At 39.1% G+C, this 26,710-nt stretch carries 23 protein-coding genes; 1 reads left to right on the top strand and 22 read right to left on the bottom strand.

The features are described from left to right. Positions 1-44: 44 nt before the first annotated feature. From eutH to M3Z76_RS03785, 15 genes are all read right to left on the bottom strand, one after another. The gene (eutH, locus tag M3Z76_RS03855) at positions 45-1,277 is read right to left on the bottom strand and encodes an ethanolamine utilization protein EutH (RefSeq protein ID WP_293920847.1); all 1,233 of its coding nucleotides are present in this window, start codon (positions 1,275-1,277) and stop codon (positions 45-47) included. An 80-nt stretch (positions 1,278-1,357) separates the two neighbouring features. After that, positions 1,358-1,936, bottom strand: a complete 579-nt coding sequence (locus M3Z76_RS03850; RefSeq protein WP_293920849.1) for an ANTAR domain-containing response regulator — start codon at positions 1,934-1,936, stop codon at positions 1,358-1,360. Then, positions 1,929-3,344: a sensor histidine kinase gene (locus M3Z76_RS03845; protein WP_363320660.1), complete on the bottom strand. Its 1,416-nt coding sequence runs from the start codon at positions 3,342-3,344 to the stop codon at positions 1,929-1,931. Before M3Z76_RS03845 ends, M3Z76_RS03850 begins: the two co-directional genes overlap by 8 nt. A 277-nt stretch (positions 3,345-3,621) precedes the next feature. Further along, complete coding sequence (rpsU, locus tag M3Z76_RS03840; RefSeq protein WP_004227078.1) at positions 3,622-3,795, bottom strand: 30S ribosomal protein S21; 174 nt, start codon at positions 3,793-3,795, stop codon at positions 3,622-3,624. Between the two features lie 219 nt (positions 3,796-4,014). Then, positions 4,015-4,683 carry a deoxyribose-phosphate aldolase gene (deoC, locus tag M3Z76_RS03835; protein WP_293921124.1) on the bottom strand — a complete coding sequence of 223 codons (669 nt, stop codon included), beginning with the start codon at positions 4,681-4,683 and terminating at the stop codon, positions 4,015-4,017. Positions 4,684-4,792: 109 nt separating this feature from the next. After that, positions 4,793-7,045 (bottom strand): ATP-binding cassette domain-containing protein, encoded by a 2,253-nt coding sequence (locus M3Z76_RS03830; protein ID WP_293920886.1) that lies wholly within the window; start codon positions 7,043-7,045, stop codon positions 4,793-4,795. A gap of 322 nt (positions 7,046-7,367) precedes the next feature. After that, positions 7,368-8,702: a tRNA (N(6)-L-threonylcarbamoyladenosine(37)-C(2))-methylthiotransferase MtaB gene (gene mtaB, locus M3Z76_RS03825; RefSeq protein ID WP_293920888.1), complete on the bottom strand. Its 1,335-nt coding sequence runs from the start codon at positions 8,700-8,702 to the stop codon at positions 7,368-7,370. 20 nt (positions 8,703-8,722) lie between these two features. Beyond that, positions 8,723-9,466, bottom strand: coding sequence for a 16S rRNA (uracil(1498)-N(3))-methyltransferase (locus M3Z76_RS03820; RefSeq protein ID WP_293920890.1), 744 nt, complete (start codon positions 9,464-9,466; stop codon positions 8,723-8,725). A 66-nt stretch (positions 9,467-9,532) separates the two neighbouring features. After that, on the bottom strand, positions 9,533-10,471 hold the full coding sequence (prmA, locus tag M3Z76_RS03815; RefSeq protein ID WP_293920892.1) for a 50S ribosomal protein L11 methyltransferase: 939 nt from the start codon (positions 10,469-10,471) through the stop codon (positions 9,533-9,535). A gap of 21 nt (positions 10,472-10,492) precedes the next feature. Then, positions 10,493-11,611, bottom strand: coding sequence for a molecular chaperone DnaJ (gene dnaJ, locus M3Z76_RS03810; protein ID WP_293920894.1), 1,119 nt, complete (start codon positions 11,609-11,611; stop codon positions 10,493-10,495). Positions 11,612-11,831: 220 nt separating this feature from the next. Beyond that, positions 11,832-13,664 carry a molecular chaperone DnaK gene (dnaK, locus tag M3Z76_RS03805; protein ID WP_293920895.1) on the bottom strand — a complete coding sequence of 611 codons (1,833 nt, stop codon included), beginning with the start codon at positions 13,662-13,664 and terminating at the stop codon, positions 11,832-11,834. 78 nt (positions 13,665-13,742) lie between these two features. Continuing rightward, entirely contained in the window at positions 13,743-14,294 is a 552-nt protein-coding gene (gene grpE, locus M3Z76_RS03800; RefSeq protein WP_293920896.1) for a nucleotide exchange factor GrpE, read from the bottom strand. Positions 14,295-14,317: 23 nt separating this feature from the next. Further along, positions 14,318-15,337: a heat-inducible transcriptional repressor HrcA gene (gene hrcA / locus M3Z76_RS03795; protein WP_293920898.1), complete on the bottom strand. Its 1,020-nt coding sequence runs from the start codon at positions 15,335-15,337 to the stop codon at positions 14,318-14,320. A 208-nt stretch (positions 15,338-15,545) separates the two neighbouring features. Then, entirely contained in the window at positions 15,546-16,685 is a 1,140-nt protein-coding gene (gene hemW, locus M3Z76_RS03790; RefSeq protein ID WP_293920900.1) for a radical SAM family heme chaperone HemW, read from the bottom strand. Positions 16,686-16,803: 118 nt separating this feature from the next. Beyond that, positions 16,804-19,122, bottom strand: coding sequence for a YhgE/Pip domain-containing protein (locus M3Z76_RS03785; RefSeq protein ID WP_293920901.1), 2,319 nt, complete (start codon positions 19,120-19,122; stop codon positions 16,804-16,806). 142 nt (positions 19,123-19,264) lie between these two features. On the opposite strand from M3Z76_RS03785, the gene M3Z76_RS03780 reads away from it, so the two are divergent. After that, on the top strand, positions 19,265-20,302 hold the full coding sequence (locus M3Z76_RS03780; RefSeq protein WP_293920902.1) for a YdcF family protein: 1,038 nt from the start codon (positions 19,265-19,267) through the stop codon (positions 20,300-20,302). A 22-nt stretch (positions 20,303-20,324) separates the two neighbouring features. Here the strand turns inward: M3Z76_RS03780 and M3Z76_RS03775 are convergent, their stop codons facing one another. The 7 genes from M3Z76_RS03775 to M3Z76_RS03745 form a co-directional block, all read right to left on the bottom strand. Continuing rightward, the gene (locus tag M3Z76_RS03775; RefSeq protein ID WP_293920903.1) at positions 20,325-21,176 is read right to left on the bottom strand and encodes a pentapeptide repeat-containing protein; all 852 of its coding nucleotides are present in this window, start codon (positions 21,174-21,176) and stop codon (positions 20,325-20,327) included. Further along, positions 21,169-21,876: a Type 1 glutamine amidotransferase-like domain-containing protein gene (locus M3Z76_RS03770; RefSeq protein ID WP_293920905.1), complete on the bottom strand. Its 708-nt coding sequence runs from the start codon at positions 21,874-21,876 to the stop codon at positions 21,169-21,171. Before M3Z76_RS03770 ends, M3Z76_RS03775 begins: the two co-directional genes overlap by 8 nt. Before the next feature lie 164 nt (positions 21,877-22,040). Then, positions 22,041-22,325: a hypothetical protein gene (locus tag M3Z76_RS03765; RefSeq protein ID WP_293920906.1), complete on the bottom strand. Its 285-nt coding sequence runs from the start codon at positions 22,323-22,325 to the stop codon at positions 22,041-22,043. Then, entirely contained in the window at positions 22,325-22,573 is a 249-nt protein-coding gene (locus tag M3Z76_RS03760) for a hypothetical protein (protein WP_293920907.1), read from the bottom strand. The genes M3Z76_RS03765 and M3Z76_RS03760 overlap by 1 nt, the downstream gene beginning before the upstream one ends. Before the next feature lie 219 nt (positions 22,574-22,792). Further along, on the bottom strand, positions 22,793-22,963 hold the full coding sequence (locus M3Z76_RS03755) for a hypothetical protein (protein WP_293920908.1): 171 nt from the start codon (positions 22,961-22,963) through the stop codon (positions 22,793-22,795). 182 nt (positions 22,964-23,145) lie between these two features. Continuing rightward, positions 23,146-24,975 (bottom strand): translation elongation factor 4, encoded by a 1,830-nt coding sequence (gene lepA, locus M3Z76_RS03750; protein ID WP_293920909.1) that lies wholly within the window; start codon positions 24,973-24,975, stop codon positions 23,146-23,148. Between the two features lie 127 nt (positions 24,976-25,102). After that, the gene (locus M3Z76_RS03745) at positions 25,103-26,671 is read right to left on the bottom strand and encodes a glycoside hydrolase family 10-like protein (protein ID WP_293920910.1); all 1,569 of its coding nucleotides are present in this window, start codon (positions 26,669-26,671) and stop codon (positions 25,103-25,105) included. Between the last annotated feature and the right edge of the window lie 39 nt (positions 26,672-26,710).

Below are 26,710 nucleotides of genomic sequence, written 5' to 3'. Positions count from 1 at the left end.
AACTCCTAACTTTTTCTATATTTTTGAAGCGGACTGCTACTAGCTTAAGATAAGTATTCGCCCTCTTTAATAATGCCAGCTTTGCGATCCTCTGCCTCAAGCTTTAAAGCAGTTGGTACAGATAACTTATAAGCTAAGTATATCGCAATAACGCCCGCTAAAAACTTCCCTGCGATTACTGGTAAAATAATCGTTGGTTGGAAATTTGCTGTAAATGATAAATGATCTCCTAATAAGAAGGCTGAACACACACCAAATGCGATATTGATTACTTTATCTTTTGGTGGCATATCACGTACGAGTGTAAACATCGCTAAAATATTGGCAACAGTTGCTAAAAGACCCGCACTTCCTGCTGCTGATAAACCAAGTTTTCCACCCATTGCCTCTAATGGCTTTGAAGCATATTTACGAATTAAGTACACCATTGGGAACGCACCTGCTAGCATAATCCCGATATAACCAGCCGTTTCTAATGCACGGAATTGGTCAATTTCATCTGCCATGATTGGATCAAAGCCCCATGCGCCAAATATCTTTGTGAAAAGCCCTGTGAAAATTTCGACAATTGAAAGTACTAATACAATTTTAATCCCTGCATCCATAAGGCGTCCAAATAGCATAAATCCTGTAATCATCATATTTGGAATCAATTTTAAACCAAGTGCAATTAAAATAACAAAAATAAATAGCGGTAATAAATTAATTAAAATTTGCAAAACGGAAATGGCAAATACATATGTAGGTGCCTCTGTCGTGCTAATTACTTCGCGAACTTCCGTGTTAAATGCCACAATCATAATAGATGAAATGAATGCACCAATCGGAATTGTTAGTACCCCAGCCATAATACCTAACGACATATATTTATGGTCGCGCTTGTCCAACATCGCAAGTCCCATTGGAATAGAGAAAACGATCGTTGCTCCCGACATAAAGCCAACTACTAACGCCATAACCCAGCCTTCATAGGAAGTTTTTAATGCGTTTGCTAGCTGATAACCACCCATGTCTGAGGCTAAAATTGTTGTTGCAGCAATTGCTGGGTCAGCCCCGATCACTTCAAAAATTGGGCTTATAAAATTGCTTATAAACCAAGTTAAATATGGAATAGCTGCCATAATACCCGCAGCAGGTACGAAAATATGACCTACTGTATGTAAACCATTCATGAACTCTTTCCCAATTCCATATTCAGCATCTCGGATTGCACCGATTGCTCCTAAAACTGCACAAATCATAATAATATAAACAATGACTGTTCCTATCATTTCCATAGATTTACACACCCCTTTTTTGTTTTATCTATATAAAAAAGGCGCATTAAAGAAAATATTTTTTCTTTAAGCGCCTTTGCTTAGCTATTTACTTGTTGTGTATTGAGTATTTGTTGTGCGATTTGCACCATTTCCTGCTGTGTCCGCATGCTTTCATTACGAATTCTTTTGTAAGCCTGATCTTCGCTAATATTTTCTAACTGCATTAGGAGCCCCTTTGCTCGCTCAATGACTTTACGTTTTTCCATTTGATGTTGTGCTTGTAGCAATTTGCCATTTAAACGGTCAAATTTCTCAATTTGATGAAAAGCGACTTCCAACGCTGGCAGTACATTTTTCTCCGAGAATGGCTTCATTACATAACCGAGCACATTATCCTGCTTCATATAGGATAGCAGCTCTTTTTCACTATAAGCTGAAATGAAAAGAATCGGTATGCCAAACTGCTGTTCAATAATTTTACTTGCTTTCAAACCGTCTAATTTAGGCATTTTAATATCCATTAATATTAGCTGTGGACGATAGAGATGTGCTAGTTCAATTGCCGTTTCTCCATTTTTTGCATGTGCTACAACCTCGTAGCCGTTATCTTCCAAAATAAATTGCAAATCAATTGCAATAAGCGATTCATCTTCAACAATCATTACTTTCCTAGTCATTTAGAATAAATACCTCCTCACATACAGGGAACTGAATTTGAGTATGTGTACCTCTATCGCTAGGGATAATCGTAAAAGTACCCGCTAGATCATATTCAACAAGCCGTGTAACAATTTCCATACCTAATGATGGCTTTGCTTCATGCATACCAACACCGTTGTCGGAAATATGAAGCGATACAGCCGCATTTTCTTGGCAAAAATGAATGCTGATTAAACCTTCTTGATGACTTGTAAAAGCATATTTTAATGCATTTTGCACTAATTCACAAATGATAATCGCAAGCGACACCGCTTTTTTAGAATGACAAAACAGCTGCAAATTATCGTGTTGAACGTGTAATTGAACATTTGCTGTATGTGCTGTATCAATCATTTTGTTGCCAATTTTTTTCGCTAATGCAATAACATCTACCTTTTCCTCTGCGTTATCCTCATTTTCTAAAATAAGCTCATATACGGAAGAAATGCTATAAATTCGATTTAGTGCTTCTTGAAAAGCCGCTGTGTGTGATGCTGATACAGCGTTACGCATTTGCAGGCGTAGTAAGCTTGTTACCGTTTGCAAATTATTTTTCACACGATGATGAATTTCACGAATGGCGAAGGTTTTCATCATCAGCTCATTTTCTTTCAATTTCAGCTCTGTCAAATCATGAATAATAAGCAATGTCACCTTGTCGCTTTGATTGCGAATCGGTATCTTTTTAACGATAAATGATTTTCCATCTACAGTAATTTCTAAAAAAAAGACATCGTCGTCTTGATTATAAACTTGCTGTAAAAATGGAAAAATTTCATCTAGTGCTATATTATCAAATGAATCTCGTCCTGATAGCTCAGATATAAAGCGGTAGCCAGCAGGATTCGTATAAATCACTTTATTTTCATGATTTGTTAAAATAATCGACTCTACTAATAAATCAGAAACAACAGGCACTGGCTGAAAATCAGGCTTTACGATATGCTCAATCAATGCAAATGGCATTTGTTGAACAACTTCATCGCTCTTCTCTTGTGCTTCCATCCGCTTTTCCTTAATCAACACAGCAATCACTTGTTCATCGTCATTAAAAATAGGAATGACATGCTGCTCAACTGTAATCCCTTCTTGTGTGATTGCCCTAGAAACAGAAGCCTTCTCCCCTTTTCGAAAAGCAGAAAATACAGCTGGTTCAAAGCTTTCAAAAACAATTTTGCCAATTACAGATTGTTCGTATAAATGATTTTGCCCTTTAGGAAATGCTTCAGCTACGACAATCGCATGAGATTGGTTGTCCACCATACAGTCAATAAACATATAGCATTCTGCCAATTCAGCATAATATGCAAGTGTAGTTTCTAGTTGTTGCAGCTTTGCAATATCTGATATAGATAGATTCGTATATTTTCTACAAAGCTTTTCTATTTTTGACAGGCCAAAAACCCCCTGTTACAAAATACACAAATTTGTACTGAATTTTTGTCATTATTATACCCATAACATTATTCAATTTTCAATAGCAATTTGTTTTTTATGAACAAAAATTATGCATTTTTAAGAATTTTATCGATTTAACTAACTATAAAGCAATAAAACGCAAAACACCCCGATTTTTACAATGTAAAAATCGGGGTGTATCATTGTTGTCTGCTCAGTGAATCATCAAATTGCGTGTTTTGAACGTAGGGATTTTAGGAAAAAATTACCACTTACGTTTACGTGCAGCTTCTGATTTCTTTTTACGTTTTACGCTAGGTTTTTCGTAGAACTCGCGCTTTCTAACTTCTTGAATTGTACCACTTTTTGATACAGTACGTTTGAAGCGGCGAAGAGCATCTTCAAGCGATTCGTTTTTGCGAACGACAGTTTTTGACATCTCTCTTTCCCTCCCTCCGAACACACGTCAATACAACACTAACAACTTCGTTAGTGTGTACTAGAGAATTATAACTTAATATATGCTTTCAGTCAACAGAAACTATATAAATCAATTATACCTCCGTGTCACTATATTCAGATTTTCTTCAAGCAAGCTTGTAAAATCTGCGATAGCTAACGGAGGCTGAATGATACTTTCATAAAAATCGTGCCAGTATTAATAATTAGATTCAGAAGTTAAGCCATTCATAATTGCTACACCTGAGCTTGCGCCAATACGCGTTGCTCCGTGCTCCACCATTTTTTTCATATCTTCTAAATTACGAACACCACCAGATGCTTTTACACCAAGCTCTGGCCCTACAGTTTTGCGCATTAATGCGATATCCTCAGCTGTTGCACCACCTGTCGAAAAGCCTGTAGAAGTTTTTACGAAGTCCGCACCAGCTTCAACAGATAATTGACATGCTTTTATCTTTTCTTCCTCTGTCAGTAGGCATGTTTCAATAATTACCTTTACAAGCGTTCCGTTTGCAGCCTCTACAACCGCCTTAATATCCTCACGTACAAGCTCATATTCACCATTTTTTAATGCGCCAATATTAATAACCATATCAATTTCACCCGCACCGTTTGCAATCGCATCTTTTGTTTCAAATGCTTTTGTTGCAGAAGTAGATGCACCTAATGGGAAGCCGATTACCGTACATACTTTCACATCCGTGCCTGTTAAAAGCTCTGCGCTATATTTCACCCATGTTGGATTTACGCAAACAGAGGCAAAATCATATTGCTTTGCTTCTTCACAAATTTTCGCAATTTGCTCGCGTATCGCATCTGCCTTTAATAAAGTGTGGTCAATCATTTTTGCATAATTTTGAGTCATCATGATCGCTCCTTAAAAATATTAGTTGTCCGTACAACTATATCATAGTTTGTCTATAAATGCGTTATTTTATATAAAAAAGCGAGGATTCCTCCTCACTATTCTAAAACTAGCTTATTGCCGTTAAGTGCTTCGCTGTAATTGAACGCTCACAATTGACAATATTTACTGGTGGTCCTTCAAATAAAATTTCACCGCCACCAATTCCACCTTCTGGACCAATATCAATAATCCAGTCGCTATGGCGAATTACATCTAAATTATGCTCAATAACGATAACCGTGTTGCCTTTGTCAACAAGCGTATTCATAATATTTAAAATTGTCGCTACATCTGACATATGTAAGCCTGTTGTTGGCTCATCTAAAATATATAAATTGCCCTTCGTTGACATTTCCTTCGCGAGCTTTAAACGCTGGCATTCCCCGCCTGACAATGTGTTGAGTGGTTGTCCTAGCGTTAAATAGGATAAACCTACCGTATTTAAGCTTGTTAATTTGCGCTTAATATCCTTTGCCTCGAAAAATTCTACCGCCTCTGCCACTGTCATATCCATTACATCGACAATATTTTTATCTTTATACGTATATTGCAGCACTTCTTGTTTATAGCGTGTTCCATTACATTGTGTACATACAACCTCTGCTTTATCCATAAATGATAAATTTAATTCTACCGTCCCTGTACCACCACAGCTCTCGCAGCCACCCGTTGAATTATAACTAAACAGCCCTGCATCCACCCCATTGGCATCAGAAAAGGCTTTGCGAATGGAATTCATCACGCCTGTATAGGTCAATGGGTTTGAGCGACTATTTGCATGGACAGCACTTTGATCGATGCGAATGGCCTCAGGATATTTTTTTGCAAACACTTCATGTACAAGCGTGCTTTTTCCTGAGCCAGCTACACCAGTAACCGCCGTCAATACACCTGTTGGCACTCGCAAGCTAACATTTTTCAAATTGTGCAATGTGCTTTTGTCACTCTCTAAAAATTCTGTAGCAGGACGTGGATTCGCTTTGATTGTTGCTTCCGATTTTAAATATTGTGCCGTTAGCGTATCTGCTTTTAACAGCTCCTCGTAGTTACCACTAAACATAATTTGCCCACCATGTGAACCAGCAGCTGGACCAACATCAATCACATGATCTGCAATTTGAATGACATCTGGGTCATGCTCTACAACTAAAACCGTATTACCTTTATCGCGTAGCTTAATAAGCAAATCATTTAAGCGATAGACATCGTGTGGATGCAAGCCTGTACTCGGCTCATCAAAAATATAGATTAAGCCTGTTAAATTGCTAGATAAATATTTGACCATTTTTACACGCTGCGATTCCCCGCCTGATAATGTTGGCATTTCGCGCGTTAACGTCATATAGCCAAGCCCGATATCGCATAAACTTTGCAGCCTTTCTGTAATTCCTACAACTAGCTCCTTTGCTAAAGGCTCTTCAATTTTTTGCAAAACTGCCATCAATTCATCTAGCTGCATCGCCGTCATATCATAAATCGAATGACCTAATATTTTTGAAGAAAGCACTTGCTCATTATAGCGTTTACCATCGCATGTTGGACAGCTACACATCGTTGTAAATTGCTCTAATTTACTTGCGGCTGCCTTTGTTGTATCTTTATCCGTTTTGACATTTTGTCGCATAAACTTTACTGCAATACCTTCATAAGTGGCATTTATTTCGCTGTTTTGATACGTTACTGTTACTTTTTGCGGCTCTGCATACATTAATTGATGCAGCTCTTGCTCGGTGTAATCTTGTATTTTTTTGTCATTATCGAAGAAGCCTGATTCTGCATACGCCTTCCATTGCCATGTGCCTACACCAAAGCCTGGAAGCAAAATAGCTCCGTCATTTAATGATTTTTCTTTATTTAATGTTGTGTCGATATTCAATGTGATAATTTTACCAATGCCTTCACATTGCAAACACATGCCGCTCGGATCATTAAAGGAATAAGCATTTCCATAGCCGATGCTCGGCGTAGCAAAGCGTGAAAATAATAGTCTTAACAGTGAATTGATATCTGTTGCAGTGCCTAATGTTGAACGTGCATTACCACCGAAGCGCTTTTGGTCAACGACAATCGCTGTCGATAAATTATGAATTGCATCCGCCTCAGGTCTGCGGTATTTTGGCAAAAATGTGCGGACAAAGCTACTATACGTTTCATTCAATTGACGCCCTGCTTCTTGCGCCACTGTATCAAAAACGATAGATGATTTCCCTGAACCTGATACCCCTGTGAAAACAGTGAGTTTCCCTTTCGGAATTTGCAGGCTGACATTTTCCAAATTGTTTTCTCTCGCATTGACAATTTCAATATACGTTTGCGCCATGGAAGTTCCTCCTTTAAAAGTGATGCTTTCTAACTTTAGCGTAAGTTGAAAGAGATGGCAAGAATGAGCTAGAGAAAAGCTGCGTGAATTTTTAGAGGGATTATTTATCTGCGATTTTTAAAAATATATCTGCGTTTTACGTAGAGTTATCTGCGAAATTTGCTAGGTTATCTGCGAATTTCTAGCACTTATCTGCGTTTCACAAAATATCAAGGGCTTGCTGCGATACATCGGCGCTTTTTAGAAATATATCAGCGAAATCCATAATATATCAGCACCTTGCAAAAAAACACAGCCTACGCAATGTAGACTGTGCTTTCTCTTAACTCATTTGCTCCTCTAATACACGAACGAATTGCCCTTCATTGTATGGGTAGCCTGCTTTTGTGATTTTTACTTTGACTAATTTGCCAATCATGTCTTCCGTGCCTTCAAAGACTACTTTTAAATAGTTGTCTGTGTAGCCAACATATAGATTTGCGTTTTCGCCTTCTTTGAAGCGCTCCTCTGGAATCACTTCCATCACTTCATTTTCAAAGCGAGCTGCGTATTCCTTCGCTAACTGGTCGTTTAAGGCAATTAAGCGATGCACGCGCTCATTTTTAATTTCCTCATCCACTTGGTCTTCCATACGTGCAGCTGGTGTGCCTGTACGCTTCGAATATGGGAAGACATGTAACTCAGAAAACTTATGGTCGCGGATGAAGTTATATGTTTCCATAAACTCCTCCTCTGTTTCACCTGGGAAACCAACGATCACATCAGATGTTACCGCTAAATTTGGCAACGCTTCTGCCAATTTCGTAATGCGCTCAGAGAAAAATGCCATCGTATATTTACGACGCATACGTTTTAATACCGTATCTGAGCCTGATTGAATCGGAATATGCAAATGATTTACAACAATATTTGACTTGCGTAATACATCGATCACTTCATCGGTTAATTGCGATGCTTCAATTGACGAAATACGCAGGCGCTTTAAGCCTTTTACTTGCGCCTCTAAATCACGCAATAATTGTGCTAAATTGTAATCTTTAAAATCTTGCCCATAACCACCTGTATGAATACCAGTCAAAACGATTTCTAAATAGCCTGCATCGACTAATTGCTGTGCTTGACGAATCACTTCCTGTGGATCGCGTGAGCGCATTAAGCCACGTGCCCAAGGAATAATACAAAATGTACAGAAGTTATTACAGCCTTCTTGAATTTTTAAAGATGCGCGCGTACGGTCTGTAAATGCAGGGACATCCAATTCCTCATAAACTCGATTTTTCATAATATTGCGCACTGCATTAATTGGCTCACGCTCCTCACGGTATTGCTCGATTAAGCCAAGCAGCTTATGGCGATCTTGTGTACCAACTACAATATCGACCCCTGGAATTGCCATAATTTCTGCTGGTGATGTTTGCGCATAGCAGCCTGTTACACAAATAACGGCATCTGGATTGCGACGCACTGCACGACGAATCACTTGACGCGATTTTTTGTCTCCCGTATTCGTTACCGTACATGTATTAATGACATAGACATCTGCCTGCTGTTCAAAGTCGATACGGTCGTATTGCTGCTCTTTAAATAATTGCCAAATTGCCTCAGTTTCGTAGTGATTTACTTTGCAGCCCAGCGTTTGGAATGCTACTGTTCCCAAGACTTCGACACCTCTTTCTTTCATTCAAATTCATATGAAATGGCAGAAAGCGCATATAATGGTGCGGTTTCTGCGCGTAAAATTCTAGGACCAAGCGACATCGTTTCAGCACCTGCCTGTAATAAGCTTGCTGCTTCTTGACGAGAGATGCCACCTTCTGGACCAAAAATACATAAGATTGATTCCGATTTACTATCATACACTTTTTTTAGCTTGTCCGCAAACTTTGTGCGTTTGATTTGCTTTGCATCTTCTTCATCGGCAATAAAAACAGCGTCGTATTGTGGCACAAGCGCTAACAATTGCTTAAATGAAATAGGCTGCTGAATTTCAGGGACATATGTACGATGTGATTGCTCTGCTGCCTCCTGTGCAATTTTTTGCAGACGCTCCGTTTTTTTCTCACCTTTTTTGTCATCCCATTTCACGATGGAGCGCTCTGCTGCAAATGGAATTAATGCGTGCATCCCTAATTCTGTCGCTTTTTGTGCAATTAACTCTAGCTTATCTCCCTTTGGTAAGCCACAGGCAATATCAACCTTAATCGGCATTTCTGGCGACGGCACTGTGCGACCTGTGTTACGAACAATGACGGCTATGTCAATTTCTACAATTTCGCTAATATAGGCTTGTCCATTTGTGACAACAACGATTTCATCACCGCTTTGCATGCGCATCACTTTACTTATATGTTTTGCGTTTTCTCCAACCATTTCGAGCTGCTGTTGTTCATCGAATTGTTCATTTACAAAATATCGTTGCATACGCTCTCTCCTTCTGATGAAGAGAAAACCAACAGCTTCATTGGTAAGCTGCTGGTTCTCAAATTTTTAAGGTCTACGTGAAATAATTGCTACCCAATCTTCCATCATTAACACTTCCTCAATTTGGAAGCCCGATGCTTCAAGTGCTGCTTTTACTTCATCTTTTTTCGCACCGATAATACCTGATGTTACATAAACGCCCCCAGGCTTCACAATGGAAAAAGCGTCATCTGTAAAGCTCATAATAATTTCAGCTAAAATATTGGCAACAACGACGTCCGCTGGCTCCTTTACTGTATCAAGTAAATTGCCATGGAATACTTCTGCAACATGCTCCACTTTATTGAGCTGAATATTTTCCTGTGCTGACTTTACTGCGACTTCATCTAAATCAAGCGCATGCACCGATTTTGCGCCGAGCATTGCTGCGCCAATGGATAAGACACCTGAGCCTGTGCCAACATCAACAACACTATGCCCCTCTTTTACAACCTTTTCAAGCGCTTGTAAGCACATCACCGTTGTTGGGTGTGTCCCTGTACCGAAAGCCATACCTGGGTCTAGCTCGATAATCAGCTCATCTGTAGAAACAGGCGTGTAGTCTTCCCATGTTGGAACAATTGTAAAGCGCTCTGAAATTTTCACAGGATGATAGTATTGCTTCCAAGCTGTCGCCCAATCTTCCTCATGGACTTCGTTTGTCGTTAATACATTTTCGCCAATATTAATATCAAAGTTCACAAGATTTGCGATTGCAAGTCGAATTTCTTCAATCGTTTCAGCTAAAAAGCTTGTAGCAGATAAATATGCCTTCACTACTACACCATTCTTCGGGAAGTCCTCTGGATTTAGTGCGTAAATTTCACCAAATTGATCTATTCTTTCCTTCGTTAGTTCGATTGAATCTTCTATAACAACACCGCTTGCACCAGCCTCATGCAAAATATTTGATACTGCGTCTACTGCTTCATGCGTTGTTAAAATTGACAGCTCTGTCCATTTCACTTGCAACCACTCCTCTTATCATTATTCACCTTTTAATTTTTTCTTTAGCTGACCCCATAATGAACTGCCATGCTCTTCTGGAATATCGCCACTAATTTCTGCAAAATCACGCAGCAATTGCTTTTGTTTTTCTGTTAGCTTTGTTGGTGTAACAACATTTACGACAACATATTGATGTCCTACTCCATAGCCATGTACATTTTTAATCCCTTTATCTTTTAAACGGAACTGCTTGCCTGATTGCGTACCTGCTGGAATTTTTAATTTTACTTTACCATTCACTGTTGGTACTTCAATTTCATCACCTAAAGCAGCTTGTGGGAATGTCAGCTTTAATTCATAGTAAATATCGTCGCCATCGCGTTCAAAGTACTCATGGTTGCGGACAGCGAAGACGATATATAAATCACCAGCTGGTCCACCGTTAACGCCCGGCTCCCCTTGACCTGCTACACGCAGTTGTTGACCATCATCAACACCTGCTGGTACAGTAATTTTAATTTTTTTGCGCTTTTGCACCGTTCCTGCCCCACGACAAGTTGAACATTTCTCAACGATAATTTTACCTGTACCACGGCAGCTTGGACAGCTACGCTTATTGACAATACGACCTAATGGTGTATCGACAGTTTGATTGATTTGTCCTGCACCGTTACACTGTGAACATGTTTGTGGCGTTGTGCCAGGCTTTGCACCTGAGCCATGACATGTATCACAAGGCTCGTCGCGCGGAATTTCAATTTCTGCTTCCTTACCGAAAATAGCTTCCTCAAAGCTAAGATTCATGCGATACTGTAGGTCATCACCTTTGCGCGGTGCATTTGGGTCTTGACGTCGGCCACCACCGAAAAATGAGCTAAAAATATCTTCAAAGCCGCCAAAGCCGCCGCCTCCGAAGCCACCACCACCAAAGCCAGCATTTGGATCTTCATGGCCGAATTGATCATAACGAGCTTTCTTTTGATCATCTGATAACACTTCATAGGCTTCTGCGATTTCTTTAAATTTTTCATCCGCTCCCGGCTCTTTATTAATATCCGGATGATATTGCTTAGATAGCTTGCGATAAGCTTTTTTTATCTCATCTTTACTGGCACCTTTCGTAAGGCCTAGCACTTCATAATAATCGCGCTTATTCATTTCATTACACTCCGATCTTTTTTGCATAAAGTTTATTTTACCATGCAACGACAAAAACTGCTCTATATTTATCCAAAAACTCATTTAAACAGTGAAAAGCCAAAGCCGCAAGCGGTCTTTGGCTTTTTATCGATTACGCCTCAATTGAATTTTTGAGCAATTATATAAGGCTCTATTTTGCTTCAGCGAGTGTTAGAACACCCGCTAAAGCAAGATAATATTATTTATCGTCTTTTACTTCTTCAAAGTCAGCATCTACAACGCCGTCATCTTTTGCACCAGCATCGCCACCTGCTTCACCTTGTGCAGCTTGAGCTGCAGCTGCTGCTTGCTCATATACTTTCATTACTAGAGGTTGTAAAATACCTTCTAATTTTTCTTTCGCTGTTTTAATGCCTTCAATTTCTCCAGCCTCTAATGCAGCTTTTAATTCATCACGCGCATCTTCAACCGATTTTTTCTCATCTTCAGAAATTTGCTCGCCTAAATCTGTTACTGTTTTATCCACTTGGAATACAAGTTGGTCAGCTTCATTGCGTAGTTCCGCTTCTTCTTTACGCTTTGCATCTGCCTCAGCATTCGCTTCTGCGTCTTTTACCATGCGTTCAACTTCTTCATCTGTTAAACCAGAGTCAGATTGAATCACAATTGTTTGTTCTTTGTTTGTACCTAAATCTTTTGCTTTTACAGATACGATACCATTTTTATCAATATCAAATGTTACTTCAATTTGTGGAATACCACGTGGTGCTGGTGGGATATCCGCTAATTGGAAGCGACCTAATGTTTTGTTGTCTGCTGCCATTTGACGCTCACCTTGTAACACGTGAATGTCTACTGCTGGTTGGTTGTCAGCAGCTGTTGAGAATACTTGTGATTTCGATGTTGGAATTGTTGTGTTACGGTCGATTAAACGAGTGAACACACCGCCCATTGTTTCGATACCTAATGATAATGGTGTTACGTCTAATAAGACGATATCTTTTACATCACCAGTTAATACGCCACCTTGTACCGCAGCACCCATCGCTACTACTTCATCAGGGTTTACGCCTTTATGTGGTTCTTTACCTGTTGCATTTTTAATTGCTTCTACTACTGCTGGAATACGAGTAGAACCACCTACAAGGATGACTTTATCTAATTCTGAAGCAGAAAGACCTGCATCAGATAATGCTTGACGTGTTGGCACAATTGTACGTTCTACTAAATCACGTGTTAAATCATCAAATTTCGCACGAGTTAATGTTACTTCTAAGTGAAGTGGGCCATCAGCGCCAGCTGTAATGAATGGTAATGAAATTTGTGTTGAAGTTACACCTGATAAATCTTTTTTCGCTTTTTCAGCAGCGTCTTTTAAACGTTGCATTGCCATTTTGTCTTTTGATAAATCAATGCTGTTTTCTTTTTTGAATTCTTCCACTAAGAACGCGATAATTTTTTCATCGAAGTCGTCACCACCAAGCTTGTTATCACCAGCTGTCGCTAATACTTCGAATACACCATCACCTAGCTCAAGAATCGATACGTCAAACGTACCACCACCAAGGTCAAATACTAACACTTTTTGGTCTTCATCTTGTTTATCTAAACCGTAAGCAAGCGCTGCTGCTGTTGGCTCATTAATAATACGCTCTACTTCAAGACCTGCGATTTTACCCGCGTCCTTTGTTGCTTGACGTTGTGCGTCATTGAAGTAAGCTGGTACTGTAATAACCGCTTTCGTTACTTTTTCACCTAAGTAATCTTCTGCATAACCTTTTAAGTATTGAAGAATCATTGCCGAAACTTCTTGTGGTGTATATTCTTTATCTTCCACTTTTACTTTTTCAGCAGTACCCATTTTTGATTTGATTGAAATAATTGTATTTGGGTTCGTTACAGATTGACGTTTCGCTACTTCCCCCACTTGACGTTCGCCGTTTTTAAAGGCAACAACAGATGGTGTTGTACGATTTCCTTCTGGATTTGGGATTACTTTCGGTTCGCCGCCTTCTAAAACGGAAACACAAGAGTTTGTTGTACCTAAGTCAATACCGATAATTTTGCTCATTTGAAATTTTCCTCCTAATAATTAGACACAGTATAATTAATTTATTTTTAGGTGCATTAGCTGCACTTGCACACGAATTTATTCATTAACAGAAACCATTGCTGGTCGCAATACACGATCCTTTAACTTATAACCCTTTTGCAGTTCGCGTAAAACAATGCCAGACTCTTTGTCGCTATCTTGCTCTTGCATTACCGCTTGATGGAAATTCGGATCGAATGGCTCACCTTCAGATGCAATAACCTCTAAGCCTTCTTTTGCTGTTGCATCGATGAATTGACGATATACCATTTCTACACCAGTATATAATGAAGTAGCTTCTTCTGATGTCACTTCTACTTGTAAGGCGCGATCTAAATTATCTAGAACAGGAATTAAATCCGTTAATAAGCTTTGGGCACGGAATTTTTCAGCTGCCTCTCTATCCAATTTATTGCGACGCACCATATTATCGTAGTCAGCGCGCAGTCGTAAATAGCGATCCTCTTGCTCCGCTAATTTCGCTTCAAGCTCAGCGATTTTTTGCTCGTTTTCATCTAGTGCAACTTCTTCGACTACTTCCTCTGTTATTTCTTCCGCTTGTTCATTAGTTTGTTGCTCTAGCTCTTGATTTTCCACTTTTTCTGACACTCTGTATCCTCCTTAAAGCGTTGCTAATGTTTTTTGAAAGCACGTGTCAAACCATTTTGCATCATGTCTAATAATGTCACGACGCGTCGATAGTCCATGCGTGTTGGTCCAATGATAGCAATCGCACCATGCTGCTCATCCCCAGTTGAAAAGGCCGTTGTAATAACGCTACAGTTTTCCATTGCTAGAAGATTGTTTTCAGAGCCGATGCGAATTTGAATTCCCGCTTGATTTGGCTGGAATAAAGATTGCAATTGACTTTCTTTATCCATTAACTCCATTAGCATACGAATTTTATTTAAATCGTGAAACTCTGGCTGGTTTAACATATTCGTTTTACCACCATAGTAGATTTTTCCTTCTTTTTGATTTTTCGAAACATCTACTAATGATTGAACGATTGTTTCTGCTGTTGCAATATGTTGCTTTAAAATACTTAGCACCTCAGCCTCAAGCTTGATGTGTAGCTCATGCAGCGACACACCAGTTAATCGGTCATTCAAAATATTAACCATTTTTTCAATATCCGAAGGGCTAAACCCTTGCGGCAATGTGAGGATGCGATTTTCTACATGACCGTTATCCGTTACGATAATGGCAACAGCCTTATCATCTGCGAGTGGCACAATTTGAAATTTCTTCACTTTATGCTGCTGCACGTCTGGTCCAAGTAGAATCGCCGTATATGTCGTTAATTCCGACAATATATTAGCTGATTCTCGAATAAGCTCCTCCATCTCCCCAATGCGATGATGGAACACAGATTGGATTTGGCTTATTTCTTCAGCATGAATCATATGAGGCTGTAATAAATGATCGACATAAAAACGATAGCCTTTTTCCGACGGAACACGCCCTGAAGATGTATGGGTTTTTTCTAAAAAACCAAGCTCCTCAAGATCCGCCATTTCGTTGCGAATCGTCGCTGGGCTGTACGTAATACCCTCTCTCTTCGATATTTGACGTGAGCCAACAGGCTGAGCAGATGTTACAAAGTCATCAACAATGACCTGCAAAATTTGCAATTGACGATTTGTTAGCATTTTCATCACCTCTGTTAGCACTCGTTTTAATGGAGTGCTAATACTAATAATAAATTAACAAATCTCTCTATTGATGTCAACGAAATCGCCCGATGTTTTTATCGACTATTAAGAAAGTAAGTAAATATTCTACATTTCAAAGTATTGTGTGCTGCTAACGAGCATTTGGGCATCTATATTATGATGCTTCACTATTGACACAAAAGAATCAGGTTAAAAACTGTTGAAACACTTCATTGCCTACAAAGCGCCCTTGCCTTGTTAAACGAATGCCATGCTCGTCCTGTTGTAAAAGACCATCTTTGACAAGCTGTTCAATAATGTCACCATAGCGCTTATGCATCGGCTCCTTCAGTTTCTTTTCATAGGCTTCAAATGATACACCTTCTACTTTGCGCAGCCCTAAAAACATTTGTTCTTCCATTTTTTCTTCGTGTGTTACTTGATTCTCATGCACAATTGGACGCACACCTGATTGAGCGATTTCAATATATTTTTTGATAGGCCCATGATTAGAATAACGTATGCCTGCCAAGTAGCCATGCGCACCAGCACCGAAGCCTGCATACTCGTCATTATCCCAATAAATTTTATTGTGAATCGACACATGTCCTTCCTCAGCAAAATTACTAATTTCATATTGTGCCAGGCCTGCTGCTTCCATTTCCTGTAGCAATACATCATACATATCAGCTTCTAAATCTTGTGTCGGCAAATGCAGCTTGCCTTTCGCATATTGAATATAAAATACCGTCTTCGGCTCCACAATTAATGAATAGGCAGAGTAATGCGGTAGCTTTAACGCTAAAGCCGTTTGCAATGTGTGCTGCCACTGCGCCATCGTTTGTCCAGGTAAGCCGTACATTAAATCAATACTAATATTCGTAAAGCCCACTTGCTTCGCATTGTCAATTGCCTTATAAACATGCCCATTGCTATGTGTGCGCCCAATTTTTTCGAGCAAGCCCGCATCGAATGACTGCACGCCCATGCTTAGACGATTAACTCCACCATTAAATAAAGCCTGCAATTTTTCCACTGTTAGCTCATCAGGATTTGCTTCCGATGTAAATTCTTTTACGTTTTGCATCGGGATAAAGTTTCGAATTATTTCAAGTAAGCGCTGAATTTGTGCGGCAGATAGCGCTGTCGGTGTTCCACCACCTAAAAAAATCGTTTCTACTTGTGTAAATTCGTTCGGATATTGTGTTACAGTTGTTGCTATTTCTTGTCCAAGCGCCTCAATATATGCGTCTACTGGCTGATTTTTAAAAAATACTTTATTAAAATCACAGTAGTGGCAAATTTGATGGCAGAAGGGAATATGAATGTAAACACCTCTTGCCAATAAAATCACTTCCCTTTTATAATCTATTTCTTTGTGCTTTGTTATTACAGTTAAAAATCCACTATGCTTCTCCATTTACAGAGAAACATAGTGGAAACATGGCGTCAACTAAAAACAATCAATGGATAATATCCGTCTCTCTCGATTTTTTTAGTAAGGCCTCCGTTTTCTCGCTTAAAATCTTTTTAAAGAATGTACCAAACAGCAAGAATAACACCCCTACAATGAATAAAACAAGCATATCGAGCGCAACTGTTGACCAAACAATTCCTCCAACTGCTTCACGCATTAATTCAATCGCATACGTGAACGGTAAAAACGGATTAATCATTTGGAAAAACTTCGGCAATAGCTGGACAGGATACGTACCACCTGAACCTGCAATTTGCAATACAAGCATGACGATAGCCATTGCCTTACCGACATCTCCAAAGACGGATACGAGTGTATAAACAACTGTAATAAAGACGCTCGCAATAAATAGCCCAAATAAAACGAATAAAACAGGTGAGGCTAATGTGCCATCAAATAAGAAAATATCACCCATTGTAATAATTGTCGTTTGCAGTAACGCAAATGACCCGAATGTTAGCAAGCGCCCAAAGTACACTTCACGAATGGAAAACTCCCCCACACGATGTACGTTGACAGACAGTAAGGAAATAAGTAATAAGCAGCCTACCCAAATTGATAAAACCGTATAAAACGGAATCATCCCTGTACCATATTTATCAATTGGGAATAGCTTATGGTTTTCTACTTCAACAGGATTTGCAAAGAAGTCACGCTCTGCCGATGCATTGTTTTTCAGCAATGTAATAATTTCATGGATATTTGCTTCATTATCTAGTGTGCGTAATTTATTCGCCAAATCTTTTATCTTCTCACTCAACGCAGGATAGTTCGCTTGAATTTGTGCAAGCGTGTCGTTTGCCTTTGCTAACGATTCGTCTGCATTTTTTAAAATTTGTGTCACTTCTGGAACTAGGCTTTGTACTTTCGTTAAAATATCGGATGCACCTGTTAAGCTTTTTTTAGCATCACCTAGCATTGACTTAATTTTTGGCTCTAACGTACTTTTATATTGTGATAAAAAGCCATCAATTTGTAAATCGATGTTCGCTGCGACTTGCTGTAAATTTTTCAAGCCTTGCTTTAGCGTCGCATCATTGACATCCATTTTGCCCAATGCATCAATTTGACGCGAAAAATCTGCCATGCTCGACTTTAAATTGTACAGTTGATCGACTACAAGCTGCTCACGCTCTTTTGCAGTTGGCAAGCTTTCCACATGTGCTAATACTTCCTGTAGCCTCTGCACCATTTTCGTATTTGCTATTTTTTCTTCATCAATTTGTGGGTTCATTGCAAGAAGCTCATCAATTGCTTGCTGCACTTTTTGCTTTAAGGTTAAGCGGACATTTTCCGCATCTTGTGTAATTTGTCCAATGGCCTCTGCATGTGTGATTAGCTCATCAACACCTTTGTCAGCAACTGTTAGTCGACTTTGTAAATCCGTTAATGCTTGATCTAGCTTTGTCGTATCAATATTAACATTCCCTAATTGTGCCAAAAAGCTCTCTACATCTCTCGATACCTTTTGAACCCGCTGCAAATCCCTTTCTACAATCGGGGATAGCGCATTTAATGTTACTTCTGCTTCATTCAATAATAGCATGGCGCTTTGCACAGTCGCTAAGCCTTCATTCGTCGTTTCCTGCACCTTTGGCATCATGGCTAAGCCTTCTGTAATCATTTCACCTGCTTGATCGCTATCCTGCGCTGCCTTATTTAATGTGTGCTCAATATCAGGTAAATGCTCTTCAATTAAAAAGACGTACTCCTCAAACTTTTCGAAGTTTGGTACTTCCTTTTCGATTTCAACCCCTAATTCATTAAAAATAGTAAAAATCGTTCCATTGACCGTCGCAATAAATTCACTTGAGATTTGCTCGGCAATGCCGCTTGCTCCTTTATCTGTAATTTTAGGTGCAATCGAGTTAATTTTTTCATTGACATAATATTCGATTTTTGCCTTCTCTGGCGTATCTGCCAGTACAGAAGCCAGCTTTGCAGAAAAATCTGCGGGAATGATAACCGTCGCGAAATAATCGCCTACCGTTAATTTATCGATTGCCTCTTTGCGGTCGGTAAATTTCCAATCAAAATTTTTGTTCATTGCTAACTGGACGATGAGCTCATTTCCGACATTGATTTCATCGCCACGCACAGTAGCACCTATATCCTCGTTGACAATTGCCACTTGCATTTGATTCGTTTGTCCATATGGGTCCCATGATGCATAAATATTAAACCATGCATAAAGCGATGGTAAAAATACTAAGCCACCAATTAAAACAAGCGCTACCCAATTAGTTGCTATATTTTTTATATCGCTCGTATAGATAGTAAAAATCTGCTTTAAACTTTTTTTCATCTCATGCTCCTTCTGCTAAATTCATTCAGTTCCCCCAATTATAACGAAAAAATGGTAAGATGATAATCCATTATGCTAGAAAATATATAGAATGTTGACGAATGGCTTTTTTGCCTTCATCATAAAATTGGAGGTGTCTACGATGTATTTATATTTTGGAATTATTCCACTTATTTTATTTATCGTTTTTATGATTTCATATTTCATTGACCCTAGGAAATTAATAAATGGACTTTTATTTAACTTTTTTCTTATGTCATTTTTAATGTTTTGCCTTGTTGCATCGCTCTCATCTGATAATCATCTATTACAGCTAGCGATTGCCATTCCTATCGGTGCGCTAGTGTTATTAATTCCCTTTGCAACTGTAGCATTTACTGTAACTCTTTTTCTAAATGCTCGCACGTTGTTTCGTAAGGAAGGACGACGCTTTTCCAATTCCTTAACATTGTTGTTAGGCATTGCGATTGTTGCTTACTTTTTTATTGGCCTTTTCAATTTAAGCGGGCGCTTGTCTCTGGAATTTCAGCCATTTTTCATGGCAGTTTCTTTTATTATTTTCTATTTTTTAATTCATGCATCGAACTTCTTAGCAGCTTATTTTTTATATCAGTTCAATCGTCCACGCTTGAATCAAGATTTTATTATCGTGTTGGGCAGCGGATTAATTCATGATAAAGTGCCGCCATTATTAGCGAGCCGCATTAATAAAGCAATAGAATTTTATAATAAACAAGCGAAGGCTACAACGCCACCAACCATTATTTTTTCTGGTGGACAAGGTCCAAATGAGGGGCTTTCTGAGGCAGAGGCAATGCAAAGCTATGCGCTCGAAAAAGGAATTCCAATTGAGCATACATTGCAGGAAAATGAATCAGTGAACACCTATGAAAATATGCTCTTTTCTAAACGCCTAATGGATTCGTTAAAGCCTCAGCATAGCAGTATTTTCACAACAAATAATTTCCATTTATTCCGAGCAGGCTTGTATGCACGACGAGCAGGTCTAAACAGCCAAGGAATTGGCTCAAAAACTGCATTTTACTATTGGCCTAATGCGATGATTCGTGAATATATAGCGATTGTCGTAATGGGGAAAAAGCGTCATCTTTATGTTATCGGTACCGTTTTCTTCTTTGCCACATTGTTATCACTTTTCCTTTATTTCTTTGGAGAATAAGAAAAAGCTGTCTGGAATCACATTATGTTCCAGACAGCCAATGCGTTGGAGACTGAATATATGTCGGTAATTTCGTCTGTTTATCTCCTTTAGCTGAGTTAATCTGCATTTGTGTTAAAAACAGGCTTGTCGAGAGATTTGCCCCGCTAATATTGGCATCACGTAAATCAGCACCAATCAAATCGACACCTCTTAAGTCCGCATTTTGCAAATTTGCTGCAATTAAATAGGCACCTCGTAAATCAGTTGTTCTTAAATCTTTCCCCTTTAAATTTTTCCCAACCCAATCAATACCTCGATATTGCTTACCTTTTTTTATTTTAAAAACGTTTGCACTCAACTCACTACGGATGTACTCACTTGTTTCCAGCAACAGCATATTGACAGGCTGTCGACAGCTAATCATATCTATCGCTAATAATTGCTCTGCCTCTAAATCCGTTAAGCCTTGTAGCTTTTCTAGCTGCTCACTTAGCCTTTGTCTTAATGTATCTGAAATCGTATACGTTAACGCTGCTGCGACAAAGGCAATCATTTCATAAAGCTGCTCCATCACAGGAAAAACGTTGAACATTTTCTTAGAAACCTCAGGATGCTCACGCCAGCTTTGCCCTTTAAAGGTGTGCTGTGAAACCTTTTGACCAGCGCCTAAACAATCAAATACTGTACAGCCTTTAAAGCCCTGTGTCCTTAGGTTTTTATGTATTTTACAGCGAAAGTCTTGCTGTAAGTTTGGACATGGCGTCTCTGCCGGCTTATTGATGGCAAAATCGCTTGATGCCACAATATTCAACGCTGTACAACAAAGCCCAAAGCATTGTGAACAATCAGCGCTTAAACTTTCTCTGATATTTATAGCGGTTTCTTTATGCATTTTTTTGAACTCCTAAATAATTTGTTTCAAGCTCCATTTCTCGCACTTCTTGAGTGTAGGTAACTTTATATGCTTTTGCATATGGCCTTGAGCTAACAACAGCATGTACTTCCTGCTCGATGAAATGAATTCCAACACCATCATCTGCTGCGTAGCCTGCTTGAATTTGCTGTGCTGCGATTAGTTGATGGTAGCTCGGTCTACGATTGGCTTCCCCATCATAATGTGGACAATTGCTCCCTTGTAAAAAGCCTAGACATTGCAATGGTGCTAGTCCATCTCCAAAGGAATCTGTCACACCTTCTTCAAACCAACAAATCGAGCCTGCACTAATACCCGCTAATATGATGCCTTGCTCCCAAGCTTTATGTAATATTTGATCAATGCCCCACTCTTTCCATAAAGCGAGTAAATTTTTCGTGTTCCCCCCACCAACATAAATAATATCCTGTGCAAGTAAAAATGACTCTATATCCCTTGTAGATGGATTAAATAGTGAAAAATGACTTGGCTCACACGACTGTTGCTCAAAAAATTGATAAAAGCGTGCAATATAATCCTGTGAATCTCCACTCGCCGTTGCTAAAAAGCAAATTTTCGGCTTTGCTTTACTACTTTGCTGTAAAATATATTGGTCTAATAAGGGGTTATCTGGCTCCATTGAAAATCCGCCACCACCCAATGCAATAATTTGCTTCATATTGCCACTCTCCTTGTAAATTCTTAACATACAGCATAAATCATTTCAATAATTTGTCAAGGGAAAGAAGCACCTCCATTTTAATAAAGAAGGTGCACCGAAACTATTTATCCAACACCTATTTTCCTATGCTGATGCCCGTCAATTAACCTCTACTAGCAGGTTTACTGCAATTGTAGAAGCGTCAATGAACGGTTCATATAACCAAATAGAAAGGCTTCTGAGGCTGCACTAACCCCTACTTGATCCCCCACATTTAAAGCCGCTTGCACAATATAAGCTGAGCTATTTCTACTTGTAATATTAAAGACGGCAATACCTTGAGTAAAAATAGGCATTCCATTGACTGTAATAGTTGCTGATAAATAACCGTCCGTTGGGTCTGGTGCAGCAAATGCTATAGCATTTATCGATACTGTTACTTGATATACACCGCTCTCATTGATCACTAATTCATTTCCTGTTGGCTCACTGTCACATTCGATAAAGGGCCTACTATATCGAATGATACAGGGGTCTGCACGGTTGCTGTATCTTCCAATGTATTACTGCGTAATGAACCAAAGGCCATTGTACGCTCTTCAGGTGGTATATTAGGTGCAACATAGTCACCAGCAATAAATTTACCAAAAAATCTAGTCTCAATCGGACAATATTTTATTTTATGACAGCCTTTGTTGCTATGATTAAATGACATACTCTCCCTCCCTATCTTCTTCATCTAATCTAGTATACTCTGCTGCTTGCACATCTTTTGTACGAATGTCTATTAGTGGATTGTTGCTGGAGATGATGTACTAGCAATCGGGAGTGAAACATAGGACAAGTTTTATTTTGTTACAAGAAAAAGCACGTAAATGAATGTGGCTAGCCAAACTCATTTACGTGCTCTATTTCTCAATATCGAATTGTTAAGCTATGCTAAGATTGGACATGCCTTTCCAGGTTGGCATTTTGGTGGTGGCGGCGTATAGCCTCCGCCTCCTGCACCTTGATCATTCGCAGCGCTTGCACCTGAGCTAAATGACAAACCGAAAAGCAGAAAAGTTGCAACGGCAACTGATAACAATGTTTTTTTCTTTTTCATTGATTTATTTCCTCCTATATTCAAAATTCGTCTTTCAAATTGTTATATTCTATATTTTTTGTTAAATCCCTTTAATTTTTCAAATAATTTTAATAAATTACGATAATAAGAGCACTTAACCGTAAAAAAGGTTAAGTGCTCTATTAACTATAGCTAGAGTCATATTGCTCTGCTACTATTTCTTATTTACTATCATCCATCTTCAACACAGCCATAAATGCTTCCTGTGGAACTTCCACAGAGCCTACTTGCTTCATACGCTTTTTACCTTCTTTTTGCTTATCAAGAAGCTTACGTTTACGCGAAATGTCACCGCCATAACATTTAGCAAGTACGTTTTTACGGATGGCTTTGATTGTCGAGCGCGCCACAACCTTTTGTCCGATAGCCGCTTGAACAGGCACTTCGAATTGCTGTCTTGGGATTAATTCCTTTAATTTTTCTACAATCACTTTACCACGCTCATAAGCAAAGTCACGGTGTACGATAAAGCTTAATGCATCGACTTGCTCACTATTTAATAAAATATCCATTTTCACAAGCTTCGATGGCTTGTAACCGATTAACTCATAGTCAAATGATGCATAGCCTTTCGTGTTTGACTTTAAATAATCGAAGAAATCATAAACGATTTCCGAAAGTGGAATTTCGTATTGAATGCTGACACGTGATGTATCAAGATAATCCATGCCCATGAAATTCCCACGCTTCATTTGGCAAAGCTCCATAACTGCACCTACATAATCATTCGGCACCATAATCGTTGCTTTTACATACGGCTCTTCAATGCGGTCAATTTTTTGTGGATCAGGCATCATCGATGGGTTATCAACGCGAATCGACGAGCCATCTGTCATAAATACTTCATAAATAACAGAAGGTGCTGTCGTAATTAAATCGATATTAAACTCACGCTCGATACGCTCTTGAATAATTTCCATATGCAACAAGCCTAAGAAGCCACAGCGGAAACCGAAGCCTAATGCTTGTGATGTTTCTGGCTCATATTGTAAGGCAGAGTCGTTTAGCTCTAATTTTTCTAGCGCTTCACGTAAGTCATTGTATTTCGCTGTATCGATTGGGTATAAGCCGCAGAACACCATTGGATTTAATTTACGATAGCCGGGTAATGCCTCTGTTGCTGCTTTATTACCTGCAAACGTTACCGTATCCCCTACACGTGTATCGCCAACATTTTTAATGGATGCTGTTAAATAACCTACGTCACCAACTGTTAATTCCGCTTGTGGCACAGCCTTTGGTGTATGAATTCCTACTTCAATTACCTCAAACTCTGCACCTGTTGCCATCATACGAATTTTATCTCCAGGCTTCACTGTACCGTTAACAATACGAATGGAAATGATAACACCTTTGTAGGCATCATAGACAGAGTCAAAAATAAGCGCTTGTAATGGGGCATCTGGATCACCTGTTGGTGCAGGTACTTTTTCTACAATTTGCTCTAAAATTTCCTCAATCCCGATACCAGCCTTCGCTGATGCTAAAACGGCATCTGATGCGTCCAAGCCAATAACGTCCTCAATTTCCTGCTTAACACGCTCTGGGTCAGCTGCTGGTAAGTCAATTTTATTAATAACGGGCATAATTTCTAAATCATTATCAAGCGCTAAATAGACGTTAGCTAATGTTTGTGCTTCGATACCTTGTGCTGCATCGACAACTAAAATAGCACCTTCACATGCCGCTAAAGAACGTGATACCTCATATGTGAAATCGACGTGTCCTGGTGTATCAATTAAATGGAATGTATACGTTTCTCCATCTTTTGCTACATATTTTAATTGCACTGCGTTTAATTTAATCGTAATGCCACGCTCACGCTCTAAATCCATCGAATCAAGCAATTGCGATTTCATTTCACGCTGTGTTACTGTTTTTGTTGATTCTAAAAGTCGGTCTGCTAAAGTTGATTTCCCATGGTCAATATGGGCGATAATCGAGAAATTTCGGATATTCTCTTGGCGTTTCAAACGTTCTTCTCGGTTCATATAATTGTTCTCTCCTAAATGTAAACTATAGTGCATTATACTATGAACAATAGGCAAAGCACAATGTTTGCCTAAATGATGAAAAAATACAGGAAGGCATATAGATTCCCTCCTGTACTTTTTCAGGCTACTCGCCCTCCACTACGACAAAAGCTGCTTCACTTTCTACACCTGTAGCGGATACAGCCTTAATGCCATATGTGTAGTTCTTTTTAGCTGAGGCTGTCTTGTCCACAAATGTTGTAAAGCCATTCGTATTATAAACAACATCTACAATATTTTTCGGATCATCGTATGAGCCTTCACCATTGCCAGCAAAACGATAAATAACATATTTACGTGGTTGATTTTTATTTCCATCTGTCATTTCAATTTTGCGACCAGTTGCCTCTTTTGTCACCTGTACAAAAGTCGGTTCAGCAGGCGCTGTCGCATTTACCCAAGGTGTACCTGGTGTTAGCGCCGTATAATTATATAGCTGCTGATTAACAACTGTTGCATAGCCTAGTTTATTGGTTTGCATACTTTTCAAAGAAAAGTGCATTTGTCCCATCGCCGCTGTTTTTGCTGAACGATTCGCTATAATTTGATTCGGTAGCTCCATTTTGTTTTTCCATGCTTTATCGCTATCGTTGCCTACTTTATAATCGGCAAGCCCTATATAGAGATGAACAGGGTGTGCTTTCGCATATGTTTGTACTTCATGGCTCCACCAGTCAAGCAATGTTCCGTATTTGGCAACAGACAATGTGCGCGACCAATAAATTTGTGGTGTCACATAATCAATTGTACCATTTTTAATCCATGCTCTTACATCCGCATATAAATCGTCATAGTTGTTGACACCTGCTTTTGTATCGCTACCTGTTTTATCTGCTGATTTATTGCGCCATACACCGAATGGTGAAATGCCGAATTGCACATGTGGCTTCGTTTCTTTAATTGCTGTATAAAGCTTTTTGACAAGCTGGTTCACATTATCACGTCGCCAATCCTCCACTTTTTTGAAGGAGCTACCGTATTTTTTGTAGGCTGCTTGATCTGGGAAAGCTTCCTTAGCAATTTTGTATGGATAAAAATAATCGTCCATATGAACTGCATCGATATCATAATTTGCTACTAGCTCTTTTACTGTTTTCACTAAATAGTTTTGCACTTCTGGCAAGCCAGGATTTAAATAATATTGCTTGCCATATTTGACAACCCAGCTCGGATTTTTTCTTGCGACATTATCAGGTGCAAGATCCTTTAATTTTTGGCTAGGCATTGTTACGCGGTATGGGTTCATCCATGCATGTAGCTCCATCCCTCGTTTATGTGCCTCTTCTACCATAATAGCAAGCGGGTCGTATCCTGGATTTGTTCCTTGTTTTTTCCCTGTTATGTAGGTTGACCATGGTGCGAGCTTTGATGAATACATCGCATCATTTGTTGGTCTTACTTGATAAATCACCGTATTTAACTTATTTGCTTTTAATTTATCTAATGTTTGACGTACCCAAGCGGTATATTGCTCCTTATTCATTCCCGCCTTCATATCAATATTTAGCACTGTTGAAATCCATACCGCACGCATCTCCTCTTTCGGCTGCACTGTGCTTGCTGATGCTGGATGGACAGTGATTGTTGATAGACATAAAACAAAAATCATCGTGACAAAACTTACAATTTTCCATTTTTTCTGTTGCTTTTTCATAATTCCTCCATCTTGCTATTTTTCTCTTTTTAGTATACG

Origin of the sequence: Metasolibacillus sp. (assembly GCF_025291715.1) — a bacterium.
In the GTDB taxonomy this organism is placed as follows: Bacteria; Bacillota; Bacilli; order Bacillales_A; family Planococcaceae; genus Metasolibacillus; species Metasolibacillus louembei.
The sequence above is the reverse complement of the archived record's forward strand: the minus strand, read 5'-3'. Positions and strand labels throughout refer to the sequence as shown.